The sequence below is a fragment of the Gordonia alkaliphila genome, from assembly GCF_039542465.1.
In the GTDB taxonomy this organism is placed as follows: domain Bacteria; phylum Actinomycetota; class Actinomycetes; order Mycobacteriales; family Mycobacteriaceae; genus Gordonia; species Gordonia alkaliphila.
Genome location: NZ_BAABIE010000010.1, coordinates 140,077 through 151,967, shown reverse-complemented (window position 1 = coordinate 151,967; position 11,891 = coordinate 140,077). Strand labels below are relative to the sequence as shown.

General features: G+C 69.5%; 11 protein-coding genes and 1 pseudogene. 5 read left to right on the top strand and 7 right to left on the bottom strand.

The window, feature by feature from the left end; all coding sequences use genetic code 11:
• Positions 1-386: 386 nt before the first annotated feature.
• The 6 genes and pseudogenes from ABD989_RS12125 to ABD989_RS12100 form a co-directional block, all read right to left on the bottom strand.
• Positions 387-748, bottom strand: a pseudogene (locus ABD989_RS12125) (transposase); the annotation flags it as partial.
• Between the two features lie 143 nt (positions 749-891).
• Positions 892-1,347, bottom strand: a complete 456-nt coding sequence (locus ABD989_RS12120) for a MaoC family dehydratase (protein WP_345313671.1) — start codon at positions 1,345-1,347, stop codon at positions 892-894.
• On the bottom strand, positions 1,344-2,261 hold the full coding sequence (locus ABD989_RS12115) for an HTD2 family dehydratase (RefSeq protein ID WP_345313670.1): 918 nt from the start codon (positions 2,259-2,261) through the stop codon (positions 1,344-1,346). Before ABD989_RS12115 ends, ABD989_RS12120 begins: the two co-directional genes overlap by 4 nt.
• Positions 2,245-2,988: a 3-oxoacyl-ACP reductase FabG gene (gene fabG / locus ABD989_RS12110; protein ID WP_345313669.1), complete on the bottom strand. Its 744-nt coding sequence runs from the start codon at positions 2,986-2,988 to the stop codon at positions 2,245-2,247. The genes ABD989_RS12115 and fabG overlap by 17 nt, the downstream gene beginning before the upstream one ends.
• The gene (locus ABD989_RS12105; protein ID WP_345313668.1) at positions 2,985-4,157 is read right to left on the bottom strand and encodes an acyl-CoA dehydrogenase family protein; all 1,173 of its coding nucleotides are present in this window, start codon (positions 4,155-4,157) and stop codon (positions 2,985-2,987) included. Before ABD989_RS12105 ends, fabG begins: the two co-directional genes overlap by 4 nt.
• Positions 4,158-4,235: 78 nt before the next feature.
• Positions 4,236-5,432 carry an acyl-CoA dehydrogenase family protein gene (locus ABD989_RS12100; protein WP_345313667.1) on the bottom strand — a complete coding sequence of 399 codons (1,197 nt, stop codon included), beginning with the start codon at positions 5,430-5,432 and terminating at the stop codon, positions 4,236-4,238.
• 95 nt (positions 5,433-5,527) lie between these two features.
• On the opposite strand from ABD989_RS12100, the gene ABD989_RS12095 reads away from it, so the two are divergent.
• The 4 genes from ABD989_RS12095 (at position 5,528) to ABD989_RS12080 (ending at position 10,611) form a co-directional block, all read left to right on the top strand.
• The gene (locus ABD989_RS12095) at positions 5,528-6,739 is read left to right on the top strand and encodes an acetyl-CoA C-acetyltransferase (protein ID WP_345313666.1); all 1,212 of its coding nucleotides are present in this window, start codon (positions 5,528-5,530) and stop codon (positions 6,737-6,739) included.
• A gap of 3 nt (positions 6,740-6,742) precedes the next feature.
• The gene (locus ABD989_RS12090; RefSeq protein WP_345313665.1) at positions 6,743-7,957 is read left to right on the top strand and encodes a CoA transferase; all 1,215 of its coding nucleotides are present in this window, start codon (positions 6,743-6,745) and stop codon (positions 7,955-7,957) included.
• A gap of 83 nt (positions 7,958-8,040) precedes the next feature.
• The gene (locus tag ABD989_RS12085; RefSeq protein ID WP_345313664.1) at positions 8,041-8,718 is read left to right on the top strand and encodes a hypothetical protein; all 678 of its coding nucleotides are present in this window, start codon (positions 8,041-8,043) and stop codon (positions 8,716-8,718) included.
• 3 nt (positions 8,719-8,721) lie between these two features.
• Positions 8,722-10,611 carry a YhgE/Pip family protein gene (locus tag ABD989_RS12080; RefSeq protein ID WP_345313663.1) on the top strand — a complete coding sequence of 630 codons (1,890 nt, stop codon included), beginning with the start codon at positions 8,722-8,724 and terminating at the stop codon, positions 10,609-10,611.
• Between the two features lie 133 nt (positions 10,612-10,744).
• On the opposite strand, the gene rnhA is transcribed toward ABD989_RS12080, so the two are convergent.
• Positions 10,745-11,191 (bottom strand): ribonuclease HI, encoded by a 447-nt coding sequence (rnhA, locus tag ABD989_RS12075; RefSeq protein WP_345313662.1) that lies wholly within the window; start codon positions 11,189-11,191, stop codon positions 10,745-10,747.
• A 49-nt stretch (positions 11,192-11,240) separates the two neighbouring features.
• Here rnhA and ABD989_RS12070 point away from each other — a divergent pair, with 49 nt between their 5' ends.
• Complete coding sequence (locus ABD989_RS12070; RefSeq protein ID WP_246992919.1) at positions 11,241-11,795, top strand: DUF1697 domain-containing protein; 555 nt, start codon at positions 11,241-11,243, stop codon at positions 11,793-11,795.
• The last annotated feature ends 96 nt before the right edge of the window (positions 11,796-11,891 follow it).

Genomic DNA, 11,891 nt, shown 5'->3' with positions numbered 1-11,891 from the left:
TGAGTCACTTGTGAGGTAACTCACTGATCATCACGCGATGGCCCACCCCAACGGCGACACCAAGCTCTCCGGCGTGTCCACCGCCCTCAGCGAGCCACCAAACCCCACCACTCCAGGGGACTCACCCCCTGCTCGGTCCGTCAATTCCCTTCAAACGGGCCATATTGGTCAAACGGGCCATATTGGCGGGGCAGGCCTGGTGTCGCACTCTCTGTTCACGAGGCTTGATCCTCAACCGAAAACCGCGCTCACCAGACCTCTCCCACCTTCGACCCTAGCGGGCTGTCGACCTGGGAAGACCCAACACCAAAACGATATAAGCCAATTTTCTGCTCGGCGGTGAGGAGTTCGGTGCGGGTGTGGAGGATCCGGCGGATCTTGTAGGGCGGGTCGTCTTTGCGGCCCCGATGTCCGCATACCTGCTGCTGGATCCGTTTCCGGCACCAGTCGAGTTACGCCGCGGCCAGATGCGCGACGTGGAACGGGTCCGTCACCACTCGGGCCGCGCGGAGTTCTTCGGTGGTGGCGCTCTTGTAGCCAGTGAATCCGTCCATCGCCACGACATTGATCCGATCCCGGAACTGCTGGTCTCGCGCGCCCATTCACGTCTTGAGGACCTGTTTTCAAGCGTCCGCCGATCATGTCGAGCAGCCGTGCTGGGCCGGTCCCGTCGATAACCGGGGTCAGGTCGATCAGGGCAGTGACAAAGCAATCGATCCGCTTGTCCGCGAACGTGTTTCCATTTGTGCGCGTACGGCAAGGCGCGATGTCTCATGGGCGGAGCGCGTGAAACCGTAGCGGATGGTGGGCTGTGACCATCAAGTGCGACAGTTTCGCGACGGGGAATAGGGGTGGGCGGCGCGGGCCCCTATTCCGCGGCCCAACTCGGTGTCAGGGCGTGACGACCGCCAGGGTTTCGGCGACCAGGGCGGGCTTGGCGGCGCCTTCGGCGGTCACCACATACTTGATCGTGATCATCGCGCCGGCGGGGCCGTCGGCCACGTCGATGACGGTGGCAGTGGCGGTCAGGACGCTGTTCACCGGGACCGGTGCGGGGAAGCGGACCTTGTTGACGCCGTAGTTGATGCGTGCACCGCCGAAGTCCATGGTGAACAGGTCGGCGCCGAACAGCGGCAGCAACGACAGCGTGAGGTAGCCGTGCGCGATGGTGGCGCCGTAGGGCCCGGCGGCGGCGCGCTCCGGATCGACGTGGATCCACTGGTGATCGCCGGTGGCGTCGGCGAAGGCGTCGATCCGACTCTGTTCCACAGTGATCGGGGTGCCGGGGCCGATCTCTTCGCCGATGGCGGCGCGGACGTCGTCGAGGCTGCTGAATACGCGGGTCATGATGCTCCTGGGGTGTCGAAGGTGAGGTCGAGGGTGGTGTGGACGCGGGGCTCGGCGTCCGGGTCGGTGTGGGTGACCACGGAGACCGCGGTGCCGCTCTCGCTCGGAACGGACTGCAGCACTGCGGGTTCCGCGCAGAACAACGGTGCCAGATTGCGGTGGGCCAGGCCAGCGATGTGCCGGTCGTCGTCGCCGAGACGGTGGGTTTCGGCGAGCGCCAAGGTCATCAGCGGCCCGTGCACCACGAGTCCGGGGTAGCCCTCCACCCCGGTCGCGTACGGCCAGTCGTAGTGGATGCGGTGCGCGTTCGCGGTCGCTGCAGAGAACCGCATGAGCAGCGTTGGGTCGGTCACCAGCCGCCATCGGTCGGGGCCGTCGGGCACCACGGCCGGTCCGCAGGGAACCAGCGCGGCGGCCGATTCCGGGCTCGGCGGCTCGCCGGTGACGGCGGCCGCTTCCCGGTAGATGAGGTTCTGCTGTTCGGTCACCGCGAGGGTGCCGTCCGGCGCGTAGAGCTCGATACCGACGACCACCACCACGAGCGTGCCGCTGCGGCCGTGCTTCTCGGTGACCGACTCGACGCGGGCCTCCCGGCGAACCGTGTCGCCGACCCGCAGCGTGCCCGGAAAGGCTGCGGTGCCGCCGGCGAACATCCGCCGCGGCAACTCCACCGGCGGCAGGAACGAGCCCTTGAACGGGTGGCCGTCGACCGCGAGCAGCGACGACGGCGACCAGCGGGGCAGGGCCACCCAGTGCCACAGCGGCGGCAGTACGTCGCCGACGCGGGGGGCGGGGAGTCCGTCGTCGAGCAGGGCGGCCAGCGCGGCGACCGGTGCCGGGTCGAGGTACTCCTCGCTGACGACGGTGTGCGGCGCCCACTCCGCGTCGCCCGAGCGACTAGAGATGGCGGCCACCGGTCACCTCGGTGAGCGTGCCGGTCATGTACGACGACAGGTCGCTCGCGAGAAACAGTGCGACGGAAGCGATCTCGCTGGGTTCACCGGCGCGGCCCATCGGGATCTCGGCCATCTTGGACTCCCAGATGCGCTCCGGCATGGCCTCGGTCATCGCGGTGCGGATCAGGCCCGGCGCGATCGCGTTGATCCGGACACCGAGGTGCGCGACCTCCTTGGCGGCGGCCTTGGTGAGACCCACGATGCCGGCCTTCGCGGCCGAGTAGTTGGTCTGCCCCAGGAGGCCCACCTTGCCGGAGATCGAGGACATGTTCACGATGGCGCCGCCGCCGTGCTCGCGCATGTGCGCGGCCGCGGCACGGGTGCCGTTCCACGTGCCCTTCAGGTGGACGGCCACCACGAGGTCGAAGTCCTCCTCGGTCATCTTCCGCATGGTGGCGTCGCGGGTGATGCCGGCGTTGTTCACCATCACGTCGAGCGCGCCGAAGGCGGCGACCGCCTCGTCGACCAGCGCCTGCACCTGCTCGGACGAGGTCACGTCGCACCGGACGCCGACGGCCACGTCGGTGCCGCCGAGCGCGTCGACGGCCGCGTCGAGGGCTTCGATATTCAGGTCGCCGAGCACCACCTTGGCGCCCTCGGCGACGAAGCGTTCGGCGATCGCGAGGCCGATGCCCTGGGCGCCGCCGGTGATGACGGCGACCTTGCCGTCGAGCAGAGTGGTCATGCGTTGGTCTCCTTACGGGTCTGGCGGACCAGGCCGCCGCCGATGATCAGACGTTGAATCTCACTGGTGCCCTCGTACAGACGGAGCAGTCGCACGTCACGATAGATCCGCTCCACGGTGGAGTCACGCATGTAGCCGCTGCCGCCGTGCACCTGGACCGCCTTGTCGGCGACGTCGCCGGCCATCTCGGTGCAGAACAGTTTCGCGGCCGACGGCGCGATCCGTCGATCAGTGCCCGCGACCCAGGCGGCCGCGGCCTCGCGGACCAGTGCTCGCCCGGCCATCACGCCCGTCGCCATGTCCGCGAGCATGGCCTGGACCAGCTGGAAGTCGCCGATCGGCTGACCGCCCTGGGTGGTCACCGCGGCGTGACGGAGGGATTCGTCGAGCGCGCGCTGCGCGGATCCGACGGCCAGCGCGGCGATATGCACGCGGCCGCGGGCCAGCGAGGTCATCGCGGCGCGGTAGCCGACGTCGACGTTGCCGCCGACCAGCGCCGCATCGTCGACCGCGACGGAGTCGAAGTGGACGTCGGCGGTCCAGGCGCCTTCCTGTCCCATCTTCTTGTCGCGGGGCGCCACCGAAACACCCGCGGCCTCGGCGGGCACGAGGAACACGGCGATTCCGGGACCGTCGTCGTCCGCGGGCCGCACCCGGGCGAAGGTGACGAACAAGTCGGCCAGCGGCGCGTTGGTGATGAATCGCTTGCTGCCGTTGAGGATCCAGCTGCCGTCGGCCTGCTGGACCGCCTTGGTGCGCAGGCCCGCGGGGTTGGATCCGGCGCCCGGTTCGGTGAGCGCGAACGACGCCACCACGTCGCCGGAGGCGATCGGACCGAGCCACTGCTGTTTCTGCTGATCGGTGCCGAAGTTCACCAGCACCTGGCCGGCGATGCCGTTATTGGTGCCGAACATGGATCGCAGCGCGAGGCTGGTGTACCCGAACTCCTGGGCCAGCTCGACGTCCTGCGCCAGGTCCAGACCGAGGCCGCCGTACTCCTGCGGGATCGCGTAGCCGAACAGGCCGATGTCCTTGGCGGCCCGTCGGAGGTCCTCGGGGACGGCGTCGCCGTCGGCGATCTCCGCCTCCCGGGGGACCACGGCGGTGCGGATGAAGTCCCGGACCGCGGCGTGGATGGTGGCGAAGTCGTCAGCGCTGACCTGCGACATACGGGGCCTTCCTGTTGTGGGGCGTCCCTGCTTGGGAATCATGGTGGGGGATAGGGGAATCGGTGAAGCGGGGTACCGCTACTTGGCGTAGTCCTCCAGCAGGCGTCGGCCGATGATCATTCGTTGGATGTCCGCGGTGCCTTCGCCGATCAACAGCATGGGTGCTTCACGATAGAGGCGTTCGATCTCGAAGCCCTTCGCGAAGCCGTAGCCGCCGTGGATCCGGAAGGCGTCCTCGACCACCTCGTGGCAGTATTCGGCGGCCAGATACTTGGCCATTCCGGCTTCGAGGTCGTTGCGTTCACCCGAGTCCTTGATCCGCGCCGCGCGCACCACCATCTGGTGTGCCGCTTCGACTTTCGTGCCCATCTCCGCGAGACGGAACAGCACGGCCTGGTGTTCGGCGATCGGCTTGCCGAAGGTCTCGCGGTCCTGGGCGTAGTCGATGCCCAGCTCGAAGGCACGGTTGGCCATGCCCACCGCCCGCGCAGCGACGTTCACTCGGCCCACTTCCACGCCGTCCATCATCTGATAGAAGCCGCGGCCGGGCTCGCCGCCGAGAATCTTGTCGGCGTCGATCGTGAAACCGTCGAACAGCAGCTCGGTGGTGTCGATCCCCTTGTAGCCCATCTTGTCGATCTTCCCGGGGATGGTGAGGCCGGGCGCCACCTCGCCGAAGCCCGGGGTCTTCTCCACCAGGAACGTGGTGAGGTCGCGATGGCGACCGCCGGGCTGTCCGCTCGGGGTGCGCACCAGGACCGCCACCAGCGACGACGAGCCGCCGTTGGTGAGCCACATCTTGGCGCCGTCGAGGGTGTACCGGCCGTCGTCGCCGCGCGTGGCGGTGGTGGTGATGGCGGCGACGTCCGAACCCAACGCCGGCTCGGACATGGAGAACGCGCCGGTCAGCTCGCCGCGGGCCAGACGCGGCAGGTACTCGGCCCGCTGCTCGGGGGTGCCGTGCTGCGCCACCAGGTGGGCGACGATGAAGTGGGTGTTGATGACGCCGGAGATGCTCATCCAGCCTCGCGCGAGCTCTTCCACGACGAGCGCGTAGGTGAGCAGCGACTCGCCGAGACCGCCGTATTCCTCGTCGATGGTGATCCCGAAAACGCCCATCTCTTTCAGTGCTTCGACGATCGCCGTCGGGTATTCGTCGCGCGCTTCGAGCTCGGTGGCGACCGGCAGAATCTGCGTGTTCACGAAGTCGTGAACACTCGCGAGCATGGCGCGTTGAACGTCGGTGAGGTCAGCGGTTTCGCAGAGTCGGCCCATGTTCGGATCATGGCAGAAGTTTCGAGGGGCCGGAATAGTCGCGTGGTACAGATAGGTCGAACGCTGACAATTCCCAATGCGAGAGGGGTCTTACTGTGCGTGAGGCCATTGTGTGCGAGCCGTTGCGAACTCCGGTCGGTCGTTACGGGGGTGCGTTGGCAGCGCTGCCACCTGCGGATCTGGCGGCCACGGTGATCCGAGAACTGGTGGCGCGCACCGGTATCGAGAGCTCCGACATCGACGACGTGATCTTCGGGCAGTGCTACCCGAACGCCGAGGCGCCGGCCATCGGTCGCGTCGCCGCGCTCGACGCCGGACTCGATGTCCGCGTGCCCGGCATGCAGGTGGATCGACGGTGCGGTGCAGGCCTGCAAGCGGTGCTCGACGCCGCGATGCGGGTGCAGACCGGTGTCTGCGATCTGGTGCTGGCCGGCGGTGCGGAGTCGATGAGTCAGGCCGAGCACTACGCGATGGGACTCCGGTTCGGATTGAAAGGCGCCGACACCGCGCTCGTCGACCGCATCGGCCGCGGCCGCCTCACCCCGGGCGGCAAGTTCCACCCGGTGCCGGGCGGCATGCTGGAGACCGCCGAGAACCTGCGCGCCGAGTACGGGATCACCCGGGCCGCGCAGGACGAGCTCGCCTACCAGTCGCATCGGCGGGCCGTCGCCGCCCATGAGGAGGGCCGATTCGCCGACGAGATCGTGCCGGTGACCGTGCCCGGTCGGCGCGGCGACACGGTGGTGGACCGCGACGAGCATCCGCGCCCGGACGCCTCCCTCGAACAGCTTGCGACGCTGAAGCCGGTGCGGGCCGGACAGGACCCGGCGTCGACCGTCACCGCGGGCAATTCCAGTGGTCAGAACGACGGCGCGGCCGTCGCCATCGTCACCACGCCGGAGAAGGCGGCCCAGTTGGGGCTGCGTCCGCTGGCGCGCCTGGTGTCGTGGGCGGTGGCCGGTGTGGAGCCCTCGCGCATGGGCATCGGCCCGGTTCCGGCCACCAATCTGGCGCTCGAACGCGCGGGCCTGGGGATCGCCGACATCGACCTCATCGAACTCAACGAAGCCTTCGCCGCACAGGTACTCGCCTGCACCTCGGCGCTCGGGCTCACCGACGCCGATCTGGCGCGGGTCAACGTGAACGGTTCGGGCATCTCCCTCGGCCATCCGGTGGGCGCCACCGGCGTGCGGATCCTGGCCACGCTGCTGCGTGAACTCGACCGCCGCGAGGCGCGCTACGGCGTCGAGACCATGTGCATCGGCGGCGGTCAGGGCCTGGCGGCGGTCTTCGAGCGAGTGAGCTGACCGATGGAGCTGGGAGCACCGCTGGCCGGTGTGCGAGTGGTCGAGTTCGCGAGCTTCGTGGCCGGCCCGTCGGCCGGGCTGGCGCTGGCGCAACTCGGCGCCGATGTGATCCGCGTGGACCCGTTGGGCGGGAACGTCGACCATCGACGCTGGCCGCTGTCGACGGCGACCGGGGAGAGCCTGTACTGGAACTCGCTAAATCGCGAAAAGCGTTCTGTCGCACTGAATCTGCGCGAGCAGGCCGGACGTGACCTGTTGCTGGAACTGGCCACCGCACCCGGCCCCGACGCGGGCATCGTGGTGGACAACGCGGTCGGCCGCGACTGGCTCGCCTACGACGCGCTGGCCGCACGACGCTCGGACGTGATCTCGGTGAAGGTGCAGGGGCGCGCGGACGGCGGCGGCGCGGTGGATTACACCGTCAACAGCAGCAGCGGAGTGGCCACGATGACCGGGCCCGCCGACTCCTCGGATCCGGTGAACCACGTGCTCCCGGCCTGGGATCTGCTGTGCGGTCAGCAGGTGGTGTCCGCGGTGCTGGCGGCGCTGCGTCGTCGAGATCGCACGGGTGCGGGCGCGCAGATCGAGATCGCGCTGGCCGACGTCGCCCTCGCGGCGGTCGCCGATCTGGGCTGGTACTCCGAGGCCGCCGAACGCGGCGATCGCGTGCGGCACGGCAATCACCTGTACGGGGCCTTCGGTGTGGACTTCGCCACCGCTGACGGTGACCACGTCATGGTGGCGGTGCTGACGCCCCGGCAGTGGGTGGCGCTCGGCACGGCCACCGACACCGCGGAAAGCCTTGCCGCACTGGCGGATTCGACGGGATCCGACCTGTCCACCGATGAGGGGCGGTATGCCCAGCGCGCGCAGATCGAAGCGCTGCTCGCGCCGTGGTTCGCGGCGCGCTCGACGTCGGACGTCCACTCGGCGCTGACCGCCGCGGGCGTGCTGTGGGGCCCGTATCGGAGCACCGCGCAGGTGGCCGCCGACTTCGCGGCGAACCCGGGCGGCGAGCCCGTCCTGGCGCGGCTGGACCAGCCCGGCATCGGCCCGGTGATCTCGGCGAACTCGCCGATGCGGATCGACGACGCCTACTCCGGCACCCGCCCGGCGGCGGCGCTCGGCGCGGACACCGAAGCGGTGCTGCGGGAGGTTCTCGGTCACGGAGACGCCGACGTCGCGCGTTTGCGGGAGGCCGGAATCATCGCGGTGTGAGCCCCGACACCGCGATTCTGCGCACGTGTGTTTCCACACTTGCGGGGCGTTGAGCAGGGACTTCGGGTCTAGCATCGACGTTCATGAGTGAAACTCCCCCGCCGGCGGTGCTGGCGCGCGGACTGATGCAGACCGGCCCCTGGGGTCGCGTGTACGGTCCGCTGGAGCTGGAGATCCCGGCCGGCGGCCTGACCATCCTGCAGTGCCCGGCCGGGCCGGGCCGCACCGCGTTGCAGATGACACTGGCCGGACGGATGAAGCCCAAGTCGGGCGTGTTGACCGTGCTGGGACGCACCGGCGTCGGCAAGATCTTTCCGCTCGCCGGGCTGGCCGCGATCGCGGACCTCGACGCGGTGTACGCGTCGGTGCGCGTCGTCGACCTGGTGACCGAGCAACTCCGCTGGGACGCTCCCTGGTATCGGATCGTGCGCCGGGCCGATCAGGAGACCTACGAACGCTTCTGTGCCCCGGTGTTCGGGGAGCTGCCGCCGCCTCCGCTGGACGAGTACGTGGAGAATCTCTCCGAGCTGGACGGGCTGCTGTTGCGGGTCGCGCTGGCGAACACCGGGCGCCCGCCGCTGCTGGTGGTCGGCAACATCGACCAGGTCACGAGCGACGAGAACCAGCGCACGCTGGTGCGTCGTCTCGTCGCACTGGGCCGGGAGCAGACCGTGATCACCTGCACCGTGAACACCGTCGACCCGGCCCTCGGGTACCGGGAACAGATCGTCGTGGAGCTCGACCCGGAAGGCGAGGAGTAAGCCGTGCTGGCTGGAATGTCACTGGGGACCGAGCTCAAGCGGTACTCCAAGGGAGCGATGCCGCGCATCGCGATCGTCACCATCGTGCTGCTGCCGCTGCTGTACGGGGCGATGTATCTGTGGGTCTTCTGGAATCCGTTCGACGACGTCAACAAGCTGCCGGTGGCGCTGGTCAACGAGGACACCGGCGCGCAGGCGCAGGGCAAGCACCTGGCCGCGGGCGACGAAGTGGTCGCGAAGCTGAAGGCCAGCGGCGAGCTGGATCTGCGCAGCGTCGACGCCGCCGAGGCCGCGGACGGCCTCGCGCACGGCCGCTACTACTTCACCATCACCATCCCGAAGGACTTCAGCTCCGCGATCGCCTCGGCGACCGGACCCGATCCGCACAAGGCCACCGTCGAATTCACCTTCAACGACGCCAACAACTACCTCGCCACGGTGATCGGCAACAGCGCCGCCGCCCAGGTGACGGCAGCGTTGAACGAGGGGATCGGCGAGCAGGCCGTGGACCAGGTGCTGGTCGGACTGCAGAGTGCCGGGACCGGTCTCGTCGAAGCCGCCGACGGTGCCAAGCAGCTCGCCGACGGCCTCGGCACCGCCAACTCGGGCGCGCAGCAGTTGTCCCAGGGGGCCGACGAACTGGCTGCCAACTTGGGCGTCGCCCGCGACGGCGCCGCCCAGCTGGCCGCCGGGAACGCGCAGCTGGCCGACGGCGTCGCCGCGGCGACCGCGCCGCTGCTGCCGCTGCTCGACCAAGCGTCGTCCCTGTCGATGACGGCGGAATCGGCGGCCGAGCTGGGCCGCGTGGCCGGGCAGGTGGCCGACCTTCTCGAACCCGTGCACGGCGTGCTGGTCCGCGCCGGGATGGATCCGACGATCACCGCGCAGATCAAGCAGTTGGCCGGACAAGCGCGGGCACTGTCGACGCAGTTCGCGGGACCGAACGGGTCGGCGTCGTCGATGCTCGCCCAGCTCCAGTCGGGTGATCTGTCCGCGAAGGTGGAGCAATTGCGCTCGGGCGCAGCGCAGTTGAAGGACGGGTCGGCCACGCTGTCCGACGGTCTGGGGCAGCTGTCCGACGGCAGCGACCGGCTCGCCGACGGTGCGGGTCAGCTCGCTGCGGGCCTGCCGCAGCTGGACGCGGGCGCGAACCGTCTCGCCACCGGCCTGGCCGACGGCGTCAAGGCGATCCCCGACTTCGGGGACCAGGCGCAGCGGCAGGACGTCGCGGGCAACCTGTCGACGCCGGTCGCGTTGAAGGAGACCACGCACAACCCGGCGCCCACCTTCGGCGTCGGCTTCGCGCCCTTCTTCCTCACGTTGGCCCTGTTCATCGGCGCGATGATCATCTGGATGCTGATCAAGCCGCTGCAGCCGCGGCCGGTGATCGCCGGGGTGAGCGGCCTGCGCGCGGTGCTGTGGTCGTACTGGCCGGCGTTCCTCATCGCCGTCGCGCAGGTGGTGGTGATGTTCGTGGTGGCGCAGTTCGCCGTCGGCCTGAACGCGGCCCACGCACTGGGGCTGGTGGCGTTCATGCTGCTGATCTCCGCGGCGTTCCTGGCGGTGATGCAGATGTTCAACGTGATCCTCGGCGTGGCCGTGGGGCGCGTGATGTCGTTGGCGTTCCTGATGGTGCAGATCGTGGCGTCGGGCGGCATCTATCCGGTGCCGACCACCGCGACGCCGGCGCAGGTGCTGCACCCGTGGGATCCGATGAGTTATGCCGTGACCGGCATGCGGCAGATGATCTCCGGCGGCGTGGACAGCCGCTTCTGGGTGGCCGTGGCGGTGCTCGCCGGACTGCTCGTGGTGAGCGTGGCGATCAGCGCCTGGGGTGCCCGCCGGAATCGGCAGTACACGATGGTGCAGCTCTTCCCGCCGATCCAGATCTGACGCCGCTCCCCGCCCGCGCCCGCGCCCGCCCCCGCTCTGGCGTGTCGCGACCCTGCTGCCGCGTCGCCGCGCGGGCTCCGCGAGCGACCCGGGATCAGGGTCGCGACACGCGGTCGGGCGGGGAGGGAGGGGGTCAGCCGTCGCGGAGGGAGCGGGCGGCGGAGGTGGCGAGGTCGTCGGCGATCTCGTTGTAGTGGTCGCCGTTGTGGCCCTTGACCCATCGCCACTCGACCCGGTGCCGCTTCTCCTCGTCGACCAGGCGCTTCCACAGCTCGTCGTTCTTCACCGGCTTCTTCGCCGCGGTCTTCCAGCCGTTGCGCTGCCAGCCGGCGACCCACTTGGTGATGCCGTCGCGCACGTACACCGAGTCGGTGTAGAGGATCACCGACGACGGCCGGGTCAGCGCGGCCAGTCCCTCGATGGCGGCCTGCAGTTCCATCCGGTTGTTCGTGGTGTTCGGCTCGGCGCCGGAGAGCTGCTTCTCGGTGCCCTTGTAGCGGAGCACGGCGCCCCAGCCGCCCGGCCCCGGATTGCCCAGGCACGCACCGTCCGTCGAGATCTCGACCACCGCATCGCTCATGGGACGCAACGGTACCGGGCGGGCGGCCGGGCGTGAAAAGCTGAGAACCATGTCCGACGACGCGCCCCGAGTCCACCTGTTCCGTGCGGTCAACGTGGGCGGTGCGAAGCTGCCGATGGCGCGGCTGCGGGAGATCGCCGCCGACCTCGGGGCGACCGACGTGTCCACCTACATCGCGTCCGGGAACCTCCTCGCGCGGCCGCCGGCCGAGCCCGCCGACTTCGATCGGGCACTCGAGCGGGCCGTCGAGGACGAGTTCGGCTTCTTCCGCGAGGTGATCTCGCGCAGCGTCCAGGAGCTGGAGGCGGCCTTGGCCGCCTATCCGTTCGCCACCGCGCCCGACTTCGCCGAAGCACCGTCCGGACACATCTGCTTCCTGGCCGGCCCGCCCGACCCAGTGGCCGCCGCGGAGTTCGTCGCGCGCGAGTTCGGTGCGGGCGAGAAACTCGCCGTGATCGGCGACGACCTGCACCTGGACTACCCCGGCGGTGCGGGCAAGACCCGGCTGTCGGCCCCGGTGATCGCCAAGGGGCTCGGCGTGCCGGGCACCGCCCGGAATCTGCGCACCGTCGCGAAGTTGATCGAGCTCGCCACCGCGGGCTGAGCGGGGCCGGCAGGAATCCGGCGGGTGGGGAGTTCGCTGGCACCGGCGGGGGCACCGTGGTCACTATGACCACGGTGACCGTCTCTGTGCCAGCGA